Below are 23971 nucleotides of genomic sequence, written 5' to 3'. Positions count from 1 at the left end.
AGTGCCCTCCTTAGTCAAATTTCATACGTGTGGCTTTCAGGTTTACAATCGCCAGGGCGCCAACCAGCAGGAAGATCAGGGTGGCAATCGCCGCCGCCAGGCCGAAGTCCTGACCGCCGCCGCCCTCGAAGGCGATGCGGTAGGTGTAGCTCACGAGCAGGTCGGTATAACCAGCTGGCGTCGTGGTGCCAAGGCGGTCCGGGCCGCCGTTGGTCAACAGCTGAATCAGCACGAAGTTGTTAAAGTTAAAGGCGAAGCTGGCGATCATCAGCGGCGTCAGCGGCTTAATGAGCAGCGGCAGGGTAATTTTGAAGAAGTTCTGGAACGGACCCGCGCCGTCCATCGCCGAGGCTTCGTACAGATCGTCCGGGATAGCCTTCAGCAGCCCCATGCACAGGATCATCATGTACGGATACCCGAGCCAGGTGTTCACGATGATAATCATCGAGCGGGCGGTGGTCGGGTCGCTGAACCAGGCCGGTTTGATGCCGAACAGCGCGCTCAGCATCATGTTGATTTCACCGAAGCTCTGGTTAAACAGCCCTTTGAAAATCAGAATCGAGATAAACGACGGTACGGCATACGGCAGAATCAGCAGCACGCGGTAAATCGCTTTGCCTTTCAGGGACTCCCACTGGACGAGGCAGGCCAACACCATGCCCACGGCCACGGTCAGGATCACCGTCAGTACCGAGAACACCACCGTCCAGACGAAGATGGCGAAGAATGGTTTCTGGATGCCTTCGTCGGTAAACACGCGGGTGAAGTTATCCCAGCCGATGGTGACGGTGTAGCCCGGGCTGAGTTTGTCGTCGCCCCAGCTGCCGTCGGCATTCACCGACTGATAGAAACCGATATCGTTGTTCGGGCGATACTTCACGCCGCTCTGGTTGTTGGTCAGCGTGCCGTCATCCGCCAGCGTATAAAGCGGCTGTGTGCCGGAGAACTGGCGCAGCGAGCTCATGGTTACTTTGCTGTCATCGGGCAGCACGGCGGTGAGCTGGGTCAGCGCCTGGCGATTCTGGGTGATGATACGCAGGTTCGCACGTTCACCTTCCGGCAGGGCCGCAGCCTCTTTTAAGGCCAGCTTCTGCTCGCCGCCAAATTTGAACGCGTCGGAAAGATAGGTTTTGCCGCTCTCACCGTCAGTGAGCGCTAACTTCCACTCATCTCCCGCAGGATACAGGCCGAAGTTAAAGGTTTTACCCGCCTGATAAGAACGGTCCAGAAGCACCTGGGTGGCGCGCTCCTGCGCGAGCTGGTTGGTGCTGCTGTAGTTGGTAAAGGCAATCGCGATGGTGCAGATCAGCGGAAAGAGGACAAACAGCCCCATCCCGGCAACACCCGGGTAGACATAGCGCCAGGCGTACGCTTTACGGTTGGCGAAAATATACAGGCCAACCGAGCTTAAAATCAGCGTCATGATGGCAAACAGGTATTCCCCTTGCACGTACATTAAAACAACAAGGTAACCCACCAGCAGACACAGCAGACCTATCACTGACCACTTCAGTGCGTCGCTTTGCCACCAGTGCTTCTTTTTAATGACATCCATGGGGTTCTTCCTCTACAACGGTGGAAACTTATCGTCAGGTGGCGCTGCGCTTACCTGACCTACGGATCGTGCCGTAGTCGTAGGGCGGGTAAGCGCATGCGCCACCCGCCGTTTTTCAGACTTACTTAGTAATACGACCCTGAGCATCTTTCAGCGCGGCATCGACGGTCTGGCGACCGCTTGCAGCGTTGATGACGGCGGTACGGGTGGCGTACCAGAACGCAGCCATCTGTGGGATGTTCGGCATGATTTCGCCTTTCTGGGCGTTATCCATGGTGGCCGCAATACGTGGATCTTTCGCCAGCTGATCCTGGAAGGATTTCAGCGCAACGGCGCCCAGCGGTTTGTCCTTGTTCACTTCATCCAGACCCTGATCGGTCAGCAGGTAGTTTTCGAGGAACTCTTTCGCCAGCTCTTTGTTCGGGCTGGCGGCGTTGATACCCGCGCTCAGCACGCCCACGAACGGTTTAGACGGTTTGCCGTTGAAGGTTGGCAGCAGCGTCACGCCGTAGTTGATTTTGCTCTTGTCGATGTTGGTCCAGGCCCACGGACCGTTGATGGTCATCGCGGTTTCGCCTTTGTTGAACGCCGCTTCCGCGATGGAGTAGTCGGTATCCGCGTTCATGTGTTTGTTCTTAATCAGGTCAACCAGGAAGGTCAGGCCTTTTTTCGCGCCCGCACTATCCACGCCCACGTCTTTCACGTCATATTTGCCGTTTTCAAACTTGAACGCGTAGCCGCCGTCGGCAGCAATCAGCGGCCAGGTGAAGTACGGCTCTTGCAGGTTGAACATCAGAGCGGATTTACCTTTCGCCTTCAGCTCTTTATCCAGGGCAGGGATCTCTTCCCAGGTTTTCGGTGGATTTGGCACCAGGTCTTTGTTGTAAATCAGTGACAGCGCTTCAACCGCGATTGGGTAAGCGATCAGCTTGCCGTTATAGCGAACGGCGTCCCAGGTGAACGGGAACAGTTTGTCCTGGAAGGCTTTGTCTGGCGTAACTTCTGCCAGCAGGCCAGACTGCGCATAGCCCCCGAAACGGTCATGCGCCCAGAAGATAATGTCCGGACCGTCGCCAGTTGCCGCAACCTGCGGGAACTTCTCTTCCAGTTTGTCCGGGTGTTCTACGGTGACTTTGATACCGGTGTCTTTCTCGAATTTTTTGCCCACTTCGGCCAGACCGTTATAGCCCTTGTCGCCGTTAATCCAGATAACCAGCTTACCTTCTTCAATTTTGGCGAGAGCCGGTGCGGAAATCATCATTGCTGCGAGGGCGGACAATGCGAAAACGCGTGCGCCAGTCTTGATCTTCATATCTGCCATCCTTTATTGGTGATGTGCTCGTGGATACATAAGGTGGTTCAACGTGACTCAGTCTCCTTATTTGACATCCTCTTTCCATCCTCCCAGTCCCTACGCCCCACCCCCTGTTTGTGTGATCCCTGTAACATAAATTTAAGTTATGAGTGCTGGCGCACATAAAAACCCACTGAATTTTGCAGGCCGCTTCACGATTTTCGCCTCGGCCCCTCCGCTGCGGTCGCAGAGCCTGCTCTCTCATCCTCCCGCCTCCTCCCCCATAAAAAAGCCGGGGGGTGGAGGATTCACGAAAGTAATGGAACACGCATAGTGAACTTATCTTGAATGTTTCTGTCGGTGACAGGTTGTAACGAAGGGAGAAGGGCATGGCGAGCGTACAGCTGCGTAATGTAACGAAAGCCTGGGGCGACGTTGTGGTGTCAAAAGACATCAATCTGGACATCCACGAAGGTGAATTTGTGGTGTTCGTGGGTCCATCAGGCTGTGGTAAATCGACTCTGCTGCGTATGATTGCCGGTCTTGAAACCATCACCAGTGGCGATCTGTTTATTGGTGATACCCGAATGAACGACATCCCGCCAGCTGAACGCGGCGTGGGCATGGTGTTCCAGTCTTATGCGCTTTATCCGCATCTTTCCGTTGCCGAGAATATGTCCTTTGGCCTGAAGCTGGCCGGCGCGAAAAAAGAGACCATTAACCAGCGCGTCACCCAGGTGGCGGAAGTGCTCCAGCTGGCACATCTGCTGGAGCGTAAACCGAAGGCGCTCTCCGGCGGTCAGCGTCAGCGTGTGGCGATCGGCCGTACGCTGGTGGCCGAGCCGCGCGTGTTCCTGCTCGATGAACCTCTCTCTAACCTGGATGCCGCCCTGCGCGTCCAGATGCGTATCGAAATCTCCCGTCTGCACAAACGCCTTGGACGCACGATGATTTACGTCACCCACGATCAGGTCGAAGCGATGACGCTGGCCGACAAAATCGTGGTGCTGGACGCCGGTCGCGTGGCGCAGGTGGGCAAACCGCTGGAGCTGTATCACTACCCGGCAGACCGCTTTGTTGCGGGCTTCATTGGCTCGCCAAAGATGAACTTCCTGCCCGTAAAAGTGACCGCGACGGCCATTGAACAGGTACAGGTGGAGCTGCCAAACCGTCAGCAAGTCTGGCTGCCGGTCGACAGCGCCAACGTACAGGTGGGGGCCAATATGTCCCTCGGTATCCGCCCTGAGCATTTACTGCCGAGCCACATCGCTGATGTGACGCTGGAAGGTGAAGTTCAGGTCGTCGAACAGCTTGGTCACGAAACACAGATTCATATCCAGATCCCCGCCATCCGTCAGAACCTGGTCTACCGCCAGAATGACGTGGTGTTGGTAGAAGAGGGTGCCACATTCGCTATCGGTTTGCCGCCAGAGCGTTGCCATCTGTTCCGTGAGGATGGCACTGCATGTCGTCGGTTGCACAAAGAGCCAGGCGTTTAAGCATTCCAATTACAAAGAAAAGCAATGATCTCAGGAGATAGAATAATGATTACTCTGCGCAAAGTCCCTCTGGCTGTCGCCATTGCGGCAGGCATCCTGTCTGCCCAGGCGGGCGCCGTAGACTTTAAAGGTTATGCTCGTTCCGGCATTGGCTGGACCGGAAGTGGCGGTGAACAACAATGTTTCCAGGCAACAGGCGCACAAAGTAAATACCGTCTCGGTAACGAATGTGAAACCTACGCCGAACTGAAACTGGGCCAGGAAGTGTGGAAAGAAGGCGACAAGAGCTTCTATTTCGACACCAACGTAGCGTACTCCGTTTCTCAACAGAATGACTGGGAATCCACCAGCCCGGCCTTCCGTGAAGCTAACGTGCAGGGTAAAAACCTGATTGAATGGCTGCCAGGCTCTACCATCTGGGCCGGTAAACGCTTCTATCAGCGTCATGACGTACACATGATCGACTTCTACTACTGGGATATCTCTGGTCCTGGTGCCGGTATTGAAAACATCGATCTGGGCTTTGGTAAACTCTCTCTGGCAGCGACCCGTTCTTCTGAGTCCGGCGGTTCTGCAACCTTCGCCGATCGTGATGCGAACGGCGACCGTATTTATGACAACGTGGTACCAAACGATGTCTTCGACGTCCGTTTAGCCGGTCTGGAAACCAACCCGGGCGGTACGCTGGAGCTGGGCGTTGACTACGGTCATACCAACATTCCTGACGACTACTACCTGCAACCTGGCGCCTCTAAAGATGGCTGGCTGTTCACCGCTGAACACACCCAGAGCATGATGAAAGGCTTCAACAAGTTCGTACTGCAATACGGTACGGATTCCATGACCTCTAACGGTAAAGGTATTCCACAGGGCGGCAGCATCGATAACGACGGCTCTATGTGGCGCGTGCTGGATCACGGTGCAATCACCCTGGCAGACCGTTGGGACCTGATGTACGTCGGTATGTACCAGAACATCGATCGTGACAACAACAACGGTACCGAGTGGTGGACCGTGGGTGTTCGTCCAATGTTCAAATGGACGCCGATCATGAGCACCTTGCTGGAAGTGGGCTACGACAACGTCAAATCTCAGAAAACTGACGACAAAAACAGCCAGTACAAAATCACCCTGGCACAGCAATGGCAGGCAGGCGACAGCATCTGGTCCCGTCCGGCTATCCGTGTCTTCGCAACCTACGCGAAGTGGGATGAGAAATGGGGCTATGCAAACAACGACTCAGGTGCAGGTTACACCTCTGGCGTAGCGTATAGCGACACCTCCGCGAAAACCTTCAGCCGTGGCGACAACGATGAGTGGACCTTCGGCGCCCAGATGGAAATCTGGTGGTAATTCGTCAAGCCTGACGTAATGACCTGAAAAGAGGGGCGCAAGCCCCTCTCTCCTTAGGGTGCTGCGCGCTATTGCCTGGCCACCGCAGTGCTCACGCTATCAGAGGTAATAACAATGAAAATGAAGAAAAGTCTCGTCGCGCTGTGCCTCTCTGCGGGGCTGTTGGCCTGTGCGCCTGCGGTCACCTTTGCAGATGTGAATTTTGTTCCTCAAAATACCAGCGCTGCGCCAGCTATTCCGGCTGCGGCACTTCAGCAACTGGTGTGGACGCCAGTTGATCAATCGAAAACACAAACTACCCAGCTTTCAGCGGGGGGCCAGTCACTGAACGTGCCGGGTATCAGCGGTCCGGTTGCGGCTTTCAGCGTGCCGGCGAATATCGGCGAGCTGACCCTGACATTGACCAGTGAAGTCAATAAACAGACCAGCGTCTTCGCGCCTAACGTGCTGATCCTCGATCAGAACATGACGCCATCCGCGTTCTTCCCAAGCGACTATTTCAGCTATCAGGAGCCTGGCGTCATGAGCGCCGATCGGCTGGAAGGCGTTATGCGCCTGACACCAGCCCTGGGTCAGCAGAAGATTTATGTTCTGGTGTTCACGACTGAAAAAGATTTGCAGCAAACCACGAAGCTTGTTGACCCGGCAAAAGCCTATGCGAAAGGCACGGGGAACTCTGTTCCGGATATTCCGGACCCGCTTGCCCGTCATACCACCGATGGTCTGATCAAGCTGAAAGTCTCCACCAACAGCGCCTCCAGCGTACTCGTAGGCCCGCTGTTTGGCTCATCTGGCCCGGGTCCGGTAACGGTGGGTAATACTGCCGCGCCTGTGTATGCCGCGCCTGCCGCAGCACCGGCCGCAGCTCCGGCCCCGGCGAAAAAAGCCGAGCCGGTGCTTAACGATACTGAAACTTACTTTAACAACGCCATCAAGCAGGCGGTTAAAAACGGCGATGTCGATAAAGCGCTGAAACTGCTTGATGAAGCCGAGCGTTTAGGTTCAACCACTGCCCGTTCCACCTTTATCAGCAGTGTAAAAGGCAAGGGGTAACCGTCTCCCCACAGTGCTGATTTTGTTAGTCGTTTAGTGCGCCTTCACGGGCGCACTTTTTTTGGCTAAGTTGCACCATTGTTGCGATAGTGATCGCTAAATTTGGTTTGTCCGTCCTCATTTTGCCAATCTGCGATACAATGCCTTTACGTTATGTATCGGAGAGTCTGGCATGTCACACCCCGCGCTAACGCAGCTGCGTGCGCTACGCTATTTCGACCAAATACCCGCGCTTGACCCGGAGCAACTGGACTGGCTGCTGCTGGAAGATTCCATGACAAAACGTTTTGAGCAACAGGGTAAAACGGTCACGGTGACGATGATTCAGGAAGGGTTTGTCTCGCCTGCGGAGATTGCCAGCGAGCTGCCGCTGCTGCCGCAGGAAGAACGCTACTGGCTGCGTGAAATTTTACTGTGTGCCGATGGCGAGCCGTGGCTTGCCGGGCGGACGGTGGTTCCTGAGTCTACACTTTCCGGGCCGGAGCTGGCATTGCAACGCCTCGGCAAAACGCCCCTGGGGCGCTATCTGTTCACCTCGTCTGAACTGACCCGTGATTTTATTGAAATTGGTTGCGATGCCGATTTGTGGGGGCGCCGTTCCCGCCTTCGTTTGAGTGGCAAGCCGTTAATACTGACGGAACTCTTTTTGCCTGCATCGCCGTTGTACTAAGAGGGAGAAAAAATGGAGTGGAGTCTGACGCAGAATAAGCTGCTGGCCTATCACCGCCTGATGCGTACTGATAAACCCATTGGCGCGCTACTGCTGCTGTGGCCGACCTTATGGGCGCTGTGGGTTGCCACGCCGGGCGTGCCGCCGCTGTGGATCCTGGCGGTGTTTGTGGCGGGCGTCTGGCTGATGCGCGCTGCGGGCTGTGTGGTTAACGACTATGCTGACCGGAAATTTGATGGACATGTTAAGCGCACCGCGAATCGTCCTCTGCCGAGCGGTCAGGTGACCGGGAAAGAGGCGCGCATTCTGTTCGTGGTGCTGGTGCTGCTCTCATTCATGCTGGTGTTAACCCTTAACACCATGACCATTCTGCTGTCAGTTGCTGCTCTGGCGCTGGCCTGGGTTTACCCGTTCATGAAGCGATACACCCATCTGCCGCAGGTGGTATTGGGTGCGGCATTTGGCTGGTCGATTCCCATGGCGTTTGCCGCGGTCAGCGAGTCCGTTCCGCTCAGCTGCTGGCTGATGTTCCTGGCGAATATTCTCTGGGCCGTTGCGTACGATACCCAATACGCGATGGTCGATCGCGATGACGATCTCAAGATTGGCATCAAATCGACGGCGATCCTGTTTGGTCGTCACGACAAACTTATCATCGGCATATTGCAGGTGGCGGTGCTGGCGCTGATGGTGGCGATTGGTCGCCTGAACGGGCTGAACTGGGAGTTTTACTGGTCCGTACTGGTGGCGGGGCTGCTGTTTGCGTATCAGCAGAAGCTGATCGCGAAGCGCGAGCGTGAAGCCTGCTTTAAAGCGTTTCTGAATAATAACTACGTCGGGCTGGTGCTGTTTCTGGGCCTGGCGATGAGTTACTGGTGATAAAAAAGCCGGGTGGCGGCTTCGCCTTACCCGGCCTACGATTTAGCGGAACATGTAGGCCGGGTAAGCGTTAGCGCCACCCGGCTTTAGCATCATTCGCCCTGCGTCGAACTCTCAATCGTCAAACGCACATCCGCGGTAATCAGCTCTGCCAGCATCTGGTAAACCTTCATCGTCTCTTCCGGCTCGGCATCGCCCGTATCGCTAATGTACCCTTCGTCGCGCAGCGTCAGCACCAGGGAGCTGAATACCGCTTTGTCGAAGAATTCCGGGGCGTTAATGCCATGCAGAACGGAAAGGCGCTGGGCCAGCGTCCGGCTCTCTTTTTCCAGCGTACCGCGGTTGATGGACGGATTTGCACTCAGCAACCAGAAGGTAATGGCGTAGCGCTGCAACGTCTCACGCGCACCGGAAGCCAGAAGCTGCAAGGTACGGGAACGTGACGGATTGATATGCAGTTCATCATCACTGATGGTAATCAGCCCCTGACGATGCATCTCTGCCGTCATTTTATCGAGCTCTGCCGCCAGTTCATCCTTACTCCAGCGCAGGAACAGCTCCGCTTTCAGCATTGGGTAGATGGCCTGAATATGGCGCAGCAGCTCCTGACGCGAAATCCGGCGGTGCTGGGTAATAATGGCCGCCATCAGCGACGGCAGCATCAGCATGTGCGTGATGTTATTGCGGTAGTAGGTCATCAGCACGGCCTGCTCGCGCGGCAGAATGATGATGTCACCAATCGTATCTTTCTCGACTTCGAACTTGTTCATCTGCAACGCGTGAGCGATCAGCTCGCTGGCGGTGGCAGACGGCACGGTCGAATCAACGGAATACGGCACGTTGCGCATGATATCCAGGTAGCAGTCAATCTGCTCGGTCAGCTGTTCGCGGGTCAGTGAACGCTGGCGGGAGGCCAGAAGCGCAGTACAACACAGGTTCATGGCGTTTGCCGCACCAGCATTGTTGATGCGTACCATCAGCTCGGATGCAATGCCGTTGACCGTTGGCGTCAGCCAGGCCGGACGTACCGCTTCGATAGGATCGATAGACTCGCGCCACTCCGGAACATGATGGTTCAGATATGTCATCAACGGCAGGGGCTCACCAAAGTTCACGTAGCCCTGGCCGAGGTTGCGCAGTTTACTCAGCCCACGCAGCATCTGCGGCAGACTCTCTTTCTCTTTGGTCGCACCGCGCAGCTCTTTCGCGTAGGTGCCCACTTCCATCACGTGTTCATAACCGATGTAAATAGGCACCAGCGTGATAGGACGCGTACCGCCACGCAGCATGGCCTGAATGGTCATCGACAGCGTGCCGGTCTTCGGATCGAGCAGACGACCGGTACGCGAGCGACCGCCTTCAACAAAGTACTCCACGGAATAACCGCGGCTGAACAGCTCGCCCAGATACTCCCTGAAGACGGTGGAGTAAAGCTTGTTACCCTTGAAGGTACGACGAATAAAGAACGCACCCAGACGGCGGAAAATCGGGCCTGCTGGCCAGAAGTTCAGGTTGATACCGGCAGCAATATGCGGCGGCACCAGACCCTGGTGATAGAGCACGTAAGAGAGCAACAGGTAGTCCATGTGGCTGCGGTGGCAGGGCACATAGACAATCTCGTGGCCGTCGTGCGCTAACTGACGTACGCGCTCGGCGTTGTGGACGTTAATCCCCTGATAGAGGCGGTTCCACGTGAAGCCAAGGATACGGTCAGAGAGGCGAATCATCTCGTAGGAGAAATTCGCGGCGATCTCTTCCATCAGCGCTATCGCGTTCTGCTGCGCTTTCTCGTGCGAAATTTTCTTGCTGCGCGCTTCGTCTTCTACGGCACGGGCAATCGCTTTGGAAGCCAGCAGCTTGTTGAACAGATCCTGACGTGCCGGGAGACGTGGTCCAACGGCCGCCAGACGCTGACGTGCAAAGTGCATACGCGCAACGCGCGCCAGCTTTTGCGCAATGATTTTGTCAGTGCCGTGTTCATCCGCCATGCGGCGCAGTGAAACGGAAGGTGAGAAGCGGACAAAGCTGTCGCGTCCCAGCCAGGAGACGGCGAAGAACTTCTGAATGCCGTTGAGCATACGCAGCGGCGGGTTCTCTTCCCCTTTTTCGCGCCCCGGACGACGGCCAAACATCACCGACACCGGCACCATCTGCACGTCCAGATCGGGGTTGCTGCGGTGCAGATCGAGGTAATCATGGAACAGCTTAATGGACTCTTCTTTCGGCGTGTAATAGGTGAACACGCGCGGCCCGCCATGGATGAACACGTAGCGCGGCAGCAGCGTACCGTCGACTTCCAGCGGTTCAAGCGGGTCAGGTAAATCGTGCGCCAGACATTGAGCGCGAAGCGTCAGCAGGTCTGCCTTCGAGTTATAAGGCAAAACGTACATAATAGGGCGCGACGTATCGAGCCCTAATTCCAGCGCAGGTTCTGCTGGGATAGACTTACTTTTTACCAGGACGCTTAATGGTAAATTAAGTAATTTGTAGTAAATTCGTGGCCAGCCGGACATAAACGATGTAAAGCCTCTGGTTAATAATGCAATTGCGGCGCAAGGATAACAGAAAGCGCGCAAAATTTCTGTTGTTACCCGTCATACTTCAGGTTGCAGCAAAACGCGCTGCGGCTTTAGTTACAGACGCTATTTATCATAAAAGGTTCTTTTAATGGCCAATAATACCACTGGGTTAACTCGAATCATTAAAGCTGCCGGTTATTCATGGAAAGGTTTCCGCGCGGCATGGGTTAATGAAGCCGCTTTCCGCCAGGAAGCGGTTGCCGCAATCGTTGCCGTTGTCATCGCCTGCTTCCTTGATGTTGATGCTATCACCCGCGTACTGCTCATCGGATCTGTCCTTCTGGTGATGATAGTGGAAATTCTGAATAGCGCTATTGAGGCCGTAGTTGATCGAATCGGGTCGGAATTCCATGAACTGTCTGGCCGGGCGAAAGACATGGGTTCCGCTGCCGTACTGCTGGCGATTATCACTGCGGCGATCACCTGGGTCACGCTGCTTTGGTCGCATTTCCGATGAGCCTCGAGGAATAATTAAGTCCCTGGTTTTTTGTGCAGTTTTTGGTTCCAAAATCGCCTTTGACTGTATATACTCACAGCATAACTGTATATACACCCAGGGGGCGGTATGAAAGCGTTAACGACCAGGCAGCAAGAGGTGTTTGATCTCATTCGGGATCATATCGGCCAGACGGGTATGCCACCCACGCGTGCAGAAATTGCGCAGCGTCTGGGCTTCCGTTCTCCTAATGCTGCCGAAGAGCACCTTAAAGCGCTGGCGCGTAAGGGCGTGATTGAGATTGTTTCCGGCGCCTCACGCGGCATTCGTCTGCTTGTGGAAGAAGAGAGCGGTATTCCACTGGTGGGCCGCGTTGCCGCAGGTGAACCTCTGCTGGCGCAGCAGCACATCGAAGGGCACTATCAGGTTGACCCAGGCATGTTCAAGCCGAGCGCCGATTTCCTGCTGCGCGTTAGCGGAATGTCCATGAAAGATATCGGTATTCTGGATGGCGATCTGCTGGCGGTACACAAAACGCAGGATGTGCGTAACGGGCAAGTCGTGGTGGCGCGCATTGATGATGAAGTGACGGTTAAGCGCCTGAAAAAACAAGGCAATACCGTGCAGCTTCTGCCTGAAAACAATGAATTCTCCCCGATTGTGGTAGATCTCCGCGAGCAGAGCTTCTCTATTGAAGGGCTGGCGGTCGGCGTTATCCGCAACGGTGAATGGCTGTAATCTCTTCCTGACAGGCTGTAGTTCCTCTACAGCCTGGCCTGTTTTCTGATTCCGGTAATTTCCATGGCATTGCTAACTTCTGCCGATAAGGCGTTGTGGCGTCTTGCGCTACCGATGATTTTTTCCAATATTACCGTTCCTCTGCTGGGGCTGGTGGATACGGCGGTTATCGGGCATCTCGATTCGCCGATTTATCTTGGCGGCGTCGCGATCGGCGCAACGGCGACCAGCTTCCTCTTTATGCTGCTGCTTTTTCTGCGCATGAGTACGACAGGCCTGACGGCCCAGGCGTATGGTGCAAAAGATCCCCTGCGTCTGGCGCGTGCGCTGGTTCAGCCGCTCATTCTGGCATTCGGTGCCGGCGCGTTAATCGTTCTGTTGCGTACGCCGCTGATTGATCTTGCGCTCCATATTGTAGGCGGCAGCGATGCCGTACTGGAACAGGCCCGGCGGTTCCTCGAAATTCGCTGGCTCAGCGCGCCCGCTTCACTGGCAAACCTGGTCCTGCTGGGCTGGCTGCTGGGCGTGCAGTACGCCCGCGCGCCGGTGATCCTGCTGGTGGTGGGCAACCTGCTTAACATTGTGCTCGATCTCTGGCTGGTGATGGGGCTGCACATGAACGTCCGGGGCGCGGCGCTGGCCACGGCGATTGCCGAGTACGGTACGCTGCTGATCGGTTTGGGGATGGTCTGGCGCGTGCTGGCGATGCGCGGTATCACCCTGGATCTGCTGAAATCGGCCTGGCGCGGCAACATTCGAAAGCTGCTGGCGCTTAATCGCGACATCATGCTCCGTTCGCTTCTGCTGCAACTCTGCTTTGGTGCATTAACCGTTTTTGGTGCGCGTCTTGGGCCTGAGATCGTTGCCGTCAACGCAGTGCTTATGACATTACTGACCTTTACCGCTTACGCGCTGGATGGTTTTGCTTACGCCGTGGAGGCGCATTCAGGGCAGGCCTATGGCGCGCGTGAAAGCGGCCAGTTACGTGAGATCTGGCGTGCTGCCTGTCGTCAGGCGGGCCTGGTAGCGCTGGTCTTTGCACTGGTGTACGCCTGTTTTGGTGGGCATATTGTCGCGCTACTCACCTCGTTGCCCGCGCTACGTGAGCTGGCCGATCGCTACATCCTCTGGCAGGTAGTATTACCGGTGGTGGGCGTGTGGTGCTATTTGCTGGACGGCATGTTTATTGGTGCGACGCGAGGGGCGGAGATGCGCAACAGCATGGCCGTGGCGGCGGCGGGGTTCGGCCTGACGCTGCTGACCCTGCCGTATCTCGGTAATCATGGTCTGTGGCTGGCGCTGGCGGTGTTTCTCTCACTGCGTGGCCTTTCGCTGGCCGTTATCTGGCATCGTCACTGGCGAAACAATACCTGGTTTCCAGCCCCGCACGATATATCGTAACGGTTAAAGATTCCGAATATAAAAACAACTGCCGAATCCTTAACTACAATAATAATCACGTCCAGCAGAAAAGAACGTAGCGGGCGATACTCATAGACGCTGAACACGAGGACACGATTATGAATAAAGACGAAATCGGCGGCAACTGGAAGCAATTCAAAGGTAAAGCGAAAGAACAGTGGGGTAAGCTGACAGATGACGATATGACCGTCATTGAAGGTAAGCGCGATCAGCTGGTAGGTAAAATCCAGGAGCGCTACGGTTACGAAAAAGATCAGGCGGAAAACGAAGTCAAAGACTGGGAAACCCGTAACGACTACCGCTGGTAACCGGCACTATCCCCAAGGGCGGCCCTGAGCCGCCTTTTTCTTTGGCTTTAACGCGGCTTTTTCTTCACCAGGATAGAGTGATCGTGCTGACAGACATCCTGATGACGGCATGACTCCACCTCCACGCAGGCAGAACATAAGCCGTGGGCTTCAATCACGTTATGGCGCAGCGCAAAGCCCATTCTGGCTGCCAGCGTATGCATAATATCTTCCACACCTTCCGCACCCTCTTCCTTCACCACACCGCAGCGATCGCAGATAAACATGGCGGACGTGTGAGTTGGCTGGTCAAAAAGATGGCACAGCACATAGCTGTTTGTTGATTCCACTTTATGCACAAACCCTTGCTCCAGCAGAAAATCCAGCGCCCGATAAACGGTCGGCGGTTTTGCCTGCGGCTCGCTTTCACGCAGCAGATCGAGCAGATCGTAGGCGCTGATGGCGCCCTGTTGCAGGCTCATCAGACGCAGTACCTCAAGGCGCTGCGGGGTCAGGCGCACATTGCGTTGCGCGCACAGCTTTTCAGCTTGCGCTAACAGCTCTTTTGTGGACTTGTCCATCGGGCACCTCGGATGTGGTAAGGGGTGAAAACCTTCACTTTATCATGTTCTGCTAAAAACACCGAGATCCCCCAGGCTGTGCTATACCTGACGCATCGCAAATCGGGAGATCGCAAAATGAAAAGACCTGACTGTATTCGGCACTGGCGGGACGTGGAAGGCGCCGATGACGCAACGTATCCTGACAGCAACGAACGTTTTTCTATTGGCGCGCCGCTGGCCCGCAGGCTGGGTCTCGGCCGCATTGGTATTCACCATGAACGGCTGCCACCCGGACGCCGTACGTCTTATCCGCATGCGGAAAGCGACGAAGAGGAGTTTGTTTACGTTCTGGAGGGTTACCCTGAGGCCTGGATCAATGGCTATTTATGGAAGCTCGAACCCGGAGACAGCGTGGGATTTCCTGCCGGGACGGGCGTGTGTCACACCTTTATCAACAATACCGATGAAGAGGTGCGCCTGCTGGTGGTGGGTGAGGCCAATAAAAAACATAACCGCATCTACTATCCGCTCAATCCGGTGTATGCCGCGACGCGCGAAGACCGCTGGGTCGACCATCCGCCTCAGTTTTTTGGGCCGCACGATGGAAAACCTGGGCGAAAATAATTTCCTCTTCTATAAATATTGATGGTCGTCACATATTACAACAGGCCGGGATGGAATTTAACTTAAGGAAATAGCGGGTCTTTTTGCACTTATTCACAGCAATAGTTCGTTCCTGTTTGGGTGATAACAGACAGGGTTAACTAATAACAAACTATTTACGAGCACACTGTGAAAAAACATTTTAAATTTTCGATGGTTAGCATCGCTGTCTCCTTTTTTATGGCAAATCAGGCGGGAGCAGCCAATACCTGGACGGAAGCGCGTAGCGACGCAATGGGCGGAACGGGTGTCGCGGCAGGGAGCTATGGCAGCGGGGCGTTAATCAACCCCGCGTTACTGGCAAAATCTAAGCCAGAGGATGATGTGACGGTCATTTTGCCGTCCGTTGGCGTGCAGGTGACCGATGAAGACAATCTTCAGGACGAGATTGATACCATTAACGACAAAATCAATCATTACAAGGATGTGGTTGATAGTCTGACCCCCATTGAAGTTATCACCAATCCATTAGGTTCGATCAATCAGTTCCAGGGCGCAGCGAAAGATCTCGCTGATGAACTGGACTACCTGAAAGGCAAGACCGCACACGCCACCGCAGGGGCGGGGATTGCCGTCAGTATCCCTAACGATGTTCTTTCCGTGGCCTTTATGGCAAAAGGCTATGCCCATGGCCGGGTCAGCTCTTCAATCGATCAGCAGGACATTGATTATCTGCGCGGTATACAACGAAGCGATGCGGTGGCTGCCGGTGTGGCGCTGGATGCCGCGCTAAACGGTACCGATCAGATCACCAAAAACCTTAACTCTACGGCGTCTGGTCGGGCGGCGATTGTGTCCGACTACGGTATTGCGGTGGCCCGTCAGTTCGATCTTGGCGGCGTTCCGGTTTCCGTTGGCGTCACGCCAAAGCTGCAAAAAACCTGGCTCTATAACTACACCACGTCAATCTACGATTACGACAGTAATAAGTGGAACGACAGCCGCTATCGTACCGACGACACTGGCTTCAACGTCGATGCCGGTATTGCTGCTGATTTCGGTGAAAACTGGACGGTCGGCGTGAGCGGGCAAAACCTGATGTCGCGCGATATCGATACCAAAGATATCCGCATCCGCAACGGGCGCACGGGAGAGGTGGTGAGTTATAAAGACACTTATCAGATCCGTCCGCTGGTCACTGCCGGGGCCGCCTGGCACAACGATCTGGTCACGCTGACCGCAGACGGCGATCTGACCGAAACCAAGGGCTTTAAAAGCGAAGACACCTCCCAGTACGTTGGCGTCGGTGCCGAAGTCACGCCACTGAGCTGGCTGGCAGTACGCGCCGGTTATCGTGCGGATATGAAAGGGAACGACAGCAACGTCTTTACCGGCGGTGTCGGTTTCGCGCCGTTCAACTCCGTCCATGTTGACCTGATGGGGCTTTATGGCGAAGACGAGACCTGGGGCGCAGGGGCACAGTTGAGCATGACGTTCTAAAGTACACCGGAGGCGCTGCGCCTCCGGCTTTTCTTTGTGCTATAGTAGCGCCCCTTTTCCACCAGATGCTTAAAAATTCGCCATGTCGTCAGAATTCCAGACCGCTTTCTCTGCACACCGTTTCTCCATTGCGCCAATGCTCGACTGGACGGACAGACACTGCCGCTATTTCCTGCGCCAGCTCTCCCGCCATACGCTGCTGTACACCGAAATGGTCACTACCGGCGCAATTATTCACGGCAAGGGCGATTATCTGGCGTACAGCGAAGAGGAGCATCCGGTTGCGCTGCAACTGGGCGGCAGCGATCCGGCTGCGCTGGCGCAGTGCGCGAAGCTGGCTGAAGAACGCGGCTATGACGAGATTAACCTCAACGTCGGTTGCCCGTCCGACCGAGTGCAAAACGGTATGTTCGGCGCGTGTCTGATGGGGAATGCACACCTGGTGGCGGACTGCATCAAAGCGATGCGCGACGTCGTCTCTATCCCGGTCACGGTCAAAACCCGTATCGGCATAGACGACCAGGACAGCTACGAGTTTCTGTGTGATTTCATCAACACGGTATCAGGGAAGGGTGAATGCGAGATGTTTATCATCCACGCCCGTAAAGCCTGGCTCTCTGGCCTCAGCCCGAAAGAAAACCGCGAGATCCCGCCGCTGGACTACCCGCGCGTGTACCAGCTGAAACGCGACTTCCCGCACCTGACCATGTCGATCAACGGCGGTATTACGTCGCTGGACGAGGCCAAAGCGCATCTCGAACATATGGATGGCGTGATGGTCGGACGCGAGGCGTATCAAAATCCGGGCATTCTGGCGACGGTTGACCGGGAAATCTTTGGCGTTGACGGTGCTGACACCGATCCCGTGGCGGTAGTGCGCGCCATGTATCCGTACATTGAGCGCGAGCTGAGTAATGGTACCTATCTGGGCCACATTACCCGCCATATGCTTGGCCTGTTCCAGGGCATTCCTGGCGCGCGCCAGTGGCGTCGTTATCTCAGCGAGAACGCGCATAAAGCCGGTGCGGATATTGAGGTCCTGGAACACGCGCTGCGTCTGGTTGCGGATAAACGTTAAATTTCGCTAAAAGATGGTCAAATACGCCACGCCCTGCAAGACATTGCGGGGCGTTTTGCTTTCAGAACAACGACTTATTTTTGGCATGCTTCTTGTAATGATCGCAGCATCATTCGGGAACTCGTGGGAGAGCACCATGCTGGAACTACTTTTTGTGATTGGCTTCTTTATCATGCTGATGGTCACGGGCGTGTCGCTGCTCGGTATTCTGGCCGCGCTCGTTGTGGCCACGGTGGTGATGTTTGTCGGTGGTTTATTTGCCCTGACGATTAAACTCTTGCCGTGGTTACTTCTGGCGATTGCGGTGGTATGGGCGATACGGACGATTAAATCGCCAAAACTGCCCACTTATCAGCGTAATAACCGCTTCCGTTACTAAGGTATTGAGGGGTACGTCACATACCTGCAACTTTTCCGGCAGCAATCCTTAGAACAGAATAGGATTTACTTATCGAATCTGTCACTATGGCTGCCGCTAAAGAATTCATCGAGCTGTACCCTACATACAGCCGAACTAAAAAAAGAAAGGGCTTCCCACGGGAAGCCCAATTTCTTTTTATGGCTCAGGGAATTAACAGACTTGATCCCTGCGTTGCCCGGCTCTCCAGCACCTCATGCGCGCGCTGCGCATCGGTTAGCGGATATTTCTGCGCCTCAGCCACATCCACTTTAATCACCCCACTGGCGATCAGCGAGAACAACTCGTTGCTGGCTTCCTCCAGTTCTTCCCGGTTGGTGATGTAACCTTGCAGGGAGGGGCGAGTGACGTACAGCGACCCTTTCTGATTCAGAATGCCCAGATTGACGCCGGTGACAGCCCCGGAGGCGTTACCGAAGCTCACCATTAGCCCGCGACGTTGCAGGCAGTCCAGCGAAGATTCCCAGGTGTCTTTCCCCACCGAGTCATACACCACGCGGACCTTTTTGCCGGCAGTGATCTCTTTCAGCCGCTCAACGATGCTCTCTTCCCGGTAGTTGATCACCTGCCATGCGCCCGCGTCCAGCGCGCGCTGCGCTTTTTGCGCGCTGCCTGTGGTGCCGATCAGCTTCGCGCCCAGGGCTTTCGCCCACTGGCAGGCAATCAGCCCCACGCCACCTGCGGCTGCGTGAAACAGAAATTGCTCGTCAGGCTTAATTTCGTAGGTTTTGCGCAGCAGATAATAGACCGTCAGCCCTTTCAGGAATGAGGCGGCAGCCTGCTCGAAGCTGATCGCATTTGGCAGAAGCGCCGCTTTCTCGGCCGGAACGTTATGGATGGTGCTGTAAGCGCCCAGCGCCGACTGCGCGTACACCACGCGATCGCCTTCCTTAATGTGCTTAACCGCGCTGCCCACTTTGCTGACGATACCGGCCGCCTCGGTGCCCAGTCCGCTCGGCATCGACGGAGGCGGATAGAGGCCGCCGCGAATATAGGTATCGATGTAGTTAATGCCGATCGCTTTGTTTTCCACCTGGATTTCGTTCTCGCCAGGCGCAGCGGGGGTAAATTCCACCGCTTTGAGTACGTCAGGGCCACCATGCTTGTGAAATTCAATACGTGTTGCCATGCTTCCTCCAGAATGTGGTAATCTTTCGACCCACTCTTTATCTCGGTAACTCCATTCACTATGGCAGGAAACAAACCCTTCAACAAACAGACTGAACCTCGTGAGCGTGATTATCAGGTCGCCGGGTTAAAAGTCCCGCCGCACTCGATTGAAGCGGAACAGTCGGTGTTGGGCGGTTTAATGCTGGATAACGAACGCTGGGACGACGTCGCCGAGCGCGTTGTCGCGGAAGACTTCTATACCCGCCCCCACCGCCACATCTTTACGGAAATGGCGCGGTTGCAGGAGTCGGGCAGCCCGATTGACCTGATTACGCTCGCAGAATCGCTGGAGCGTCTGGGTCAGCTCGACAGCGTCGGCGGGTTTGCCTATCTGGCGGAACTGTCAAAAAACACGCCAAGTGCCGCGAACATCAGCGCTTACGCTGATATCGTCCGTGAACGTGCCGTTGTCCGCGAGATGATCTCGGTGGCGAATGAGATCGCCGAGGCCGGTTTCGATCCCCAGGGGCGCACCAGCGAAGATCTGCTCGACCTGGCGGAATCCCGCGTCTTTAAGATCGCCGAAAGCCGTGCGAACAAAGACGAAGGCCCGAAAAATATCGCTGACGTGCTCGACGCCACCGTTGCGCGTATTGAGCAGCTTTTCCAGCAGCCGCACGATGGCGTGACGGGGGTGAACACCGGTTATGACGATCTCAACAAGAAAACGGCAGGTCTTCAGCCATCGGATTTGATTATCGTCGCGGCGCGTCCGTCGATGGGTAAAACGACATTTGCGATGAACCTCGTCGAAAACGCGGCGATGTTGCAGGATAAGCCGGTGCTTATCTTCAGTCTTGAGATGCCCTCTGAACAGATCATGATGCGTTCTCTGGCGTCCCTGTCGCGCGTGGATCAGACCCGCATCCGTACCGGTCAGCTGGACGATGAGGACTGGGCGCGGATCTCCGGCACCATGGGGATTTTGCTGGAAAAACGGAACATCTATATCGATGACTCCTCCGGCCTGACGCCGACGGAAGTGCGCTCCCGCGCGCGCCGTATCGCCCGTGAACACGGTGGCATCGGCCTCATCATGATCGACTACCTTCAGCTGATGCGCGTCCCGTCGCTTTCCGACAACCGTACGCTGGAGATTGCCGAGATTTCTCGCTCGCTCAAGGCGTTAGCCAAAGAGCTGCACGTGCCGGTGGTGGCGCTGTCGCAGCTTAACCGCTCTCTGGAACAACGTGCAGACAAGCGCCCGGTCAACTCCGACCTGCGTGAATCCGGCTCCATCGAGCAGGATGCCGACTTAATCATGTTCATCTACCGTGATGAGGTTTATCACGAGAACAGCGATCTGAAAGGGATCGCCGAAATTATTATTGGTAAGCAACGTAACGGCCCCATCGGTACGGTACGTCTGACCTTTAACGGCCAGTGGTCGCGTTTCGACAACTATGCCGGTCCTCAATATGATGATGAGTAATTTCTAAGGAATTCAAATGCAAGCGGCAACTGTTGTGATTAACCGCCGCGCTCTGCGACACAACCTGCAACGTCTGCGAGAACTGGCGCCCGCCAGTAAGCTCGTTGCAGTCGTGAAAGCGAACGCTTACGGACACGGTCTTCTTGAGACCGCGCGAACGCTCCCCGATGCCGACGCTTTTGGCGTCGCCCGTCTCGAAGAAGCTCTCCACCTGCGCGCAGGTGGAATTACGCAACCGATACTGCTCCTGGAAGGCTTTTTTGAAGCCTCGGACCTGCCGACCATTGCCGATCAGCACCTGCACACGGCGGTGCATAACGAAGAACAGCTGGCCGCGCTGGAAACGGCTGAACTGAGCGAGCCGGTCACCGTCTGGATGAAGCTCGACACGGGCATGCACCGTCTGGGCGTGCGGCCGGAAAGCGCGGAGGCGTTTTATCAGCGTCTGAGTCAGTGCAAAAATGTGCGTCAGCCAGTGAATATCGTCAGCCACTTTGCCCGCGCCGATGAGCCTGAATGCGGCGCAACGGAACAGCAGCTTGATATCTTCAACACCTTCTGCGAAGGCAAACCGGGGATGCGCTCCATTGCGGCGTCCGGCGGGATCCTGCTATGGCCGCAGTCGCACTTCGACTGGGCGCGTCCGGGCATCATTCTTTATGGCGTTTCGCCGCTGGAGAACAAACCCTGGGGGCCGGACTTTGGCTTTAAGCCGGTTATGTCGCTGGTTTCAAAGCTGATTGCCGTGCGTGAGCACAAAGCGGGAGAGCCGGTGGGTTACGGCGGCACCTGGACCAGCGAGCACGACACGCGTCTTGGCGTGGTGGCGATGGGTTACGGCGACGGCTATCCCCGCGCCGCGCCAACGGGGACGCCGGTGCTGGTCAATGGACGCGAAGTCAAGATTGTCGGTCGCGTGGCGATGGACATGATTTGTGTTGATCTTGGGCCCGACGCGCAGGATAAAGCGGGGGACGATGCGGTGATGTGGGGTGAAGGCCTGCCGGTAGAGCGTATTGCTGAAATAACAAAAGTGAGTGCTTACGAACTTATCACGCGCCTTACCTCAAGGGTCGCAATGAAATACGTCGACTAAGCATGAGCGGGATGAGATGCATCCCGCTTCTGTTAACATCCCCTCGATCTTCTTCCGCTTCCGGTTTATTGTTGAATGCCCTGCCTCATAATAATCCGGAGAACATCGCGTGTTTCAGAAAGTAGACGCCTACGCCGGCGACCCTATCCTCTCCTTGATGGAGCGTTTCAAAGAAGATCCTCGCAGCGACAAAGTGAACCTCAGCATTGGTCTTTACTACAACGAAGACGGCATCATTCCTCAGTTGAAAGCCGTTGCCGAAGCTGAAGCGCGTCTGAACGCAACCCCGCACGGTGCTTCGCTTTATCTGCCGATGGAAGGATTAAACACCTACCGCAACACTATCGCGCCGCTGCTGTTTGGTGCGGACCACGCGGTGCTCGCGCAAAAGCGCGTGGCGACTATCCAGACGCTGGGTGGCTCGGGTGCGCTAAAGGTAGGCGCAGATTTCCTGAAAAAGTACTTCCCGGATTCCGGCGTGTGGGTCAGCGACCCGACGTGGGAAAACCACGTTGCGATCTTCGAGGGCGCGGGCTTTAAGGTGGCGACCTATCCGTGGTTCGACAGCGAAACCAACGGCGTGCGCGTTGATGCGCTGCTGGAAAAACTGAACACCCTGCCGGAGCGCAGTATCGTATTGCTGCATCCGTGCTGCCATAATCCGACCGGTGCGGACCTCACCAATGCCCAGTGGGATGCGGTGATCGAGATACTGAAGGCGCGTAACCTGATCCCGTTCCTCGACATCGCCTATCAGGGCTTTGGCGCGGGCATGCAGGAAGACGCCTACGCCATTCGCGCGATTGCCAGCGCGGGGCTTCCCGCTCTGGTCAGCAACTCGTTCTCAAAAATCTTCTCCCTGTACGGCGAGCGCGTTGGCGGCCTGTCCGTGGTGTGTGAAGACGCCGAAGCCGCGGGACGCGTACTCGGTCAGCTGAAAGCGACGGTCCGCCGGATCTACTCCAGCCCGCCGAACTTTGGTGCGCAGGTGGTGGCGACAGTTCTCGGTGACGAAACGCTGAAAGCGTCCTGGCTTGCGGAAGTGGAAGCGATGCGTAAGCGCATCCTGTCGATGCGTCAGGAGCTGGTTAACGTCCTGAAAGAGGCCGTGCCTGGGCATAACTTTGATTATCTTCTCAAGCAACGCGGGATGTTCAGCTACACCGGACTGAGCGCAGCGCAGGTCGATCGCCTGCGCGAAGAGTTCGGTGTCTACCTGATCGCCAGCGGCCGTATGTGCGTGGCGGGTCTGAATGCCAGCAATGTCCAGCGCGTGGCGCAGGCGTTTGCATCCGTAATGTAAGCATTCACTTACTTGCATACTGTATGTAGGCCGGGTAAGGCGTAGCCGCCACCCGGCTTTTTTGTTCGCGTCGGTGCCAGTCATTGCCCGGTGGCGCTTCGCTTACCGGACCTACACGTTTCTTCTGCGCTTTGTGATCGTCTTCTTTTTATTCAGCCCCATAAGTAAAAACTCCTTTCCTTCCCCTACCGCTGGGGTTATGGTCGGATAGTTTTTTGACCATCCGCTCAAAATAAAAAGGTAACAAACTGAATATTCAGGGGAAAATATGCGCAAGATCACACTGGCGCTCAGCGCCGCCTGCTTATTGTTCTCGCTTAATAGCGCCGTTGTTGCACGGGCTTCTGCACCCACGCCGCTTTACACCGGCACCACCGCCGCCATTCTTGCCGAACAGGCCCCCATTCACTGGGTTTCAGTGGCACAAATCGAAAATAGCCTGACGGGTCGCCCGCCGATAGCCGTGGGCTTCGATATTGACGATACCGTTCTCTTCTCCAGCCCCGGTTTCTGGCGCGGCAAAAAAACGTACTCCCCGGACAGCGAAGCCTATCTGAAAAACCCGGAATTCTGGGAAAAGATGAACAACGGCTGGGATGAGTTCAGTATCCCGAAAGAGGTTGCCCGCGCGCTGATCGCCATGCACGTAAAGCGCGGCGACAGCATTTACTTCGTGACCGGACGTAGCCAGACCAAAACCGAAACCGTCTCGAAAACGCTACAGGATGATTTCCTGATCCCGGCGGCCAGCATGAACCCGGTCATTTTTGCCGGGGACCACGAAGGGCAAAACACCAAAACCCAGTGGCTGGAAAAGAAAAATATCAAAGTGTTCTACGGGGATTCAGATAACGACATCACCGCGGCGCAAGACGTGGGAGCCAGAGGCATCAGGGTGTTACGCGCCTCGAACTCCACCTACCGACCGCTGCCGATGGCCGGAAAATTTGGTGAAGAGGTGATCGTTAACTCTGAATACTGACGCATTAACGGCGGGGTGAATGCTTTTTTAATCAAATCTCGCTGCGCGGGTTTTACCTTTC

22 protein-coding genes are annotated in these 23971 nt (G+C 55.7%); 17 read left to right on the top strand and 5 right to left on the bottom strand.

The window, feature by feature from the left end; translation table 11 throughout:
• Window positions 1-10: 10 nt before the first annotated feature.
• Both malF and malE read right to left on the bottom strand, forming a co-directional pair.
• Window positions 11-1555 carry a maltose ABC transporter permease MalF gene (gene malF / locus ACWKXX_RS19445; RefSeq protein WP_045349134.1) on the bottom strand — a complete coding sequence of 515 codons (1545 nt, stop codon included), beginning with the start codon at window positions 1553-1555 and terminating at the stop codon, window positions 11-13.
• Between the two features lie 121 nt (window positions 1556-1676).
• A complete protein-coding gene (gene malE / locus ACWKXX_RS19440) occupies window positions 1677-2867 on the bottom strand; it encodes a maltose/maltodextrin ABC transporter substrate-binding protein MalE (protein WP_003860330.1) in 1191 nt (396 codons plus the stop codon).
• Between the two features lie 371 nt (window positions 2868-3238).
• On the opposite strand from malE, the gene malK reads away from it, so the two are divergent.
• The 5 genes from malK to ubiA all read left to right on the top strand — a co-directional run bounded on the left by malK (window position 3239) and on the right by ubiA (window position 8303).
• Window positions 3239-4348, top strand: a complete 1110-nt coding sequence (gene malK / locus ACWKXX_RS19435; RefSeq protein WP_003860329.1) for a maltose/maltodextrin ABC transporter ATP-binding protein MalK — start codon at window positions 3239-3241, stop codon at window positions 4346-4348.
• A 42-nt stretch (window positions 4349-4390) separates the two neighbouring features.
• Window positions 4391-5701 carry a maltoporin gene (locus ACWKXX_RS19430; protein WP_026080558.1) on the top strand — a complete coding sequence of 437 codons (1311 nt, stop codon included), beginning with the start codon at window positions 4391-4393 and terminating at the stop codon, window positions 5699-5701.
• A 114-nt stretch (window positions 5702-5815) separates the two neighbouring features.
• Window positions 5816-6754, top strand: a complete 939-nt coding sequence (gene malM, locus ACWKXX_RS19425; protein ID WP_015570172.1) for a maltose operon protein MalM — start codon at window positions 5816-5818, stop codon at window positions 6752-6754.
• Between the two features lie 172 nt (window positions 6755-6926).
• Window positions 6927-7424, top strand: a complete 498-nt coding sequence (gene ubiC / locus ACWKXX_RS19420) for a chorismate lyase (protein ID WP_015570175.1) — start codon at window positions 6927-6929, stop codon at window positions 7422-7424.
• A gap of 12 nt (window positions 7425-7436) precedes the next feature.
• Window positions 7437-8303 (top strand): 4-hydroxybenzoate octaprenyltransferase, encoded by an 867-nt coding sequence (gene ubiA / locus ACWKXX_RS19415; protein WP_015570176.1) that lies wholly within the window; start codon window positions 7437-7439, stop codon window positions 8301-8303.
• Between the two features lie 92 nt (window positions 8304-8395).
• Here ubiA and plsB read toward each other — a convergent pair whose 3' ends face one another.
• A complete protein-coding gene (plsB, locus tag ACWKXX_RS19410) occupies window positions 8396-10816 on the bottom strand; it encodes a glycerol-3-phosphate 1-O-acyltransferase PlsB (protein WP_261665809.1) in 2421 nt (806 codons plus the stop codon).
• Between the two features lie 154 nt (window positions 10817-10970).
• Between plsB and ACWKXX_RS19405 the strand changes: the two genes are divergently transcribed.
• From ACWKXX_RS19405 to ACWKXX_RS19390, 4 genes are all read left to right on the top strand, one after another.
• The gene (locus ACWKXX_RS19405) at window positions 10971-11339 is read left to right on the top strand and encodes a diacylglycerol kinase (protein WP_017382619.1); all 369 of its coding nucleotides are present in this window, start codon (window positions 10971-10973) and stop codon (window positions 11337-11339) included.
• A gap of 108 nt (window positions 11340-11447) precedes the next feature.
• On the top strand, window positions 11448-12056 hold the full coding sequence (gene lexA / locus ACWKXX_RS19400; protein WP_003860318.1) for a transcriptional repressor LexA: 609 nt from the start codon (window positions 11448-11450) through the stop codon (window positions 12054-12056).
• Between the two features lie 63 nt (window positions 12057-12119).
• On the top strand, window positions 12120-13457 hold the full coding sequence (gene dinF / locus ACWKXX_RS19395) for an MATE family efflux transporter DinF (protein ID WP_261665808.1): 1338 nt from the start codon (window positions 12120-12122) through the stop codon (window positions 13455-13457).
• Between the two features lie 119 nt (window positions 13458-13576).
• Window positions 13577-13786, top strand: coding sequence for a CsbD family protein (locus ACWKXX_RS19390; protein WP_003860314.1), 210 nt, complete (start codon window positions 13577-13579; stop codon window positions 13784-13786).
• Window positions 13787-13833: 47 nt separating this feature from the next.
• On the opposite strand, the gene zur is transcribed toward ACWKXX_RS19390, so the two are convergent.
• On the bottom strand, window positions 13834-14346 hold the full coding sequence (zur, locus tag ACWKXX_RS19385; RefSeq protein WP_062933766.1) for a zinc uptake transcriptional repressor Zur: 513 nt from the start codon (window positions 14344-14346) through the stop codon (window positions 13834-13836).
• Window positions 14347-14463: 117 nt separating this feature from the next.
• On the opposite strand from zur, the gene ACWKXX_RS19380 reads away from it, so the two are divergent.
• From ACWKXX_RS19380 to pspG, 4 genes are all read left to right on the top strand, one after another.
• Entirely contained in the window at window positions 14464-14952 is a 489-nt protein-coding gene (locus ACWKXX_RS19380) for a cupin domain-containing protein (protein WP_062933779.1), read from the top strand.
• A gap of 192 nt (window positions 14953-15144) precedes the next feature.
• A complete protein-coding gene (gene traF, locus ACWKXX_RS19375; protein ID WP_176601513.1) occupies window positions 15145-16431 on the top strand; it encodes a conjugal transfer protein TraF in 1287 nt (428 codons plus the stop codon).
• Window positions 16432-16513: 82 nt separating this feature from the next.
• Entirely contained in the window at window positions 16514-17509 is a 996-nt protein-coding gene (gene dusA, locus ACWKXX_RS19370; protein ID WP_090281127.1) for a tRNA dihydrouridine(20/20a) synthase DusA, read from the top strand.
• 136 nt (window positions 17510-17645) lie between these two features.
• Entirely contained in the window at window positions 17646-17888 is a 243-nt protein-coding gene (gene pspG, locus ACWKXX_RS19365; RefSeq protein ID WP_261665806.1) for an envelope stress response protein PspG, read from the top strand.
• Between the two features lie 184 nt (window positions 17889-18072).
• On the opposite strand, the gene ACWKXX_RS19360 is transcribed toward pspG, so the two are convergent.
• A complete protein-coding gene (locus tag ACWKXX_RS19360; protein WP_261665805.1) occupies window positions 18073-19056 on the bottom strand; it encodes a quinone oxidoreductase in 984 nt (327 codons plus the stop codon).
• Window positions 19057-19116: 60 nt separating this feature from the next.
• Between ACWKXX_RS19360 and dnaB the strand changes: the two genes are divergently transcribed.
• From dnaB to aphA, 4 genes are all read left to right on the top strand, one after another.
• On the top strand, window positions 19117-20529 hold the full coding sequence (dnaB, locus tag ACWKXX_RS19355; protein ID WP_003860298.1) for a replicative DNA helicase: 1413 nt from the start codon (window positions 19117-19119) through the stop codon (window positions 20527-20529).
• A gap of 16 nt (window positions 20530-20545) precedes the next feature.
• Window positions 20546-21625, top strand: coding sequence for an alanine racemase (gene alr / locus ACWKXX_RS19350; RefSeq protein WP_032652211.1), 1080 nt, complete (start codon window positions 20546-20548; stop codon window positions 21623-21625).
• Window positions 21626-21734: 109 nt separating this feature from the next.
• Entirely contained in the window at window positions 21735-22928 is a 1194-nt protein-coding gene (gene tyrB, locus ACWKXX_RS19345) for an aromatic amino acid transaminase (RefSeq protein ID WP_045141432.1), read from the top strand.
• A 268-nt stretch (window positions 22929-23196) separates the two neighbouring features.
• Window positions 23197-23910: an acid phosphatase AphA gene (gene aphA / locus ACWKXX_RS19340; protein ID WP_015570184.1), complete on the top strand. Its 714-nt coding sequence runs from the start codon at window positions 23197-23199 to the stop codon at window positions 23908-23910.
• Window positions 23911-23971: the final 61 nt, after the last annotated feature.

It is taken from the genome of Enterobacter sp. UPMP2061 (genome assembly GCF_053709615.1).
This window is presented reverse-complemented; position numbering and strand designations above follow the sequence as displayed.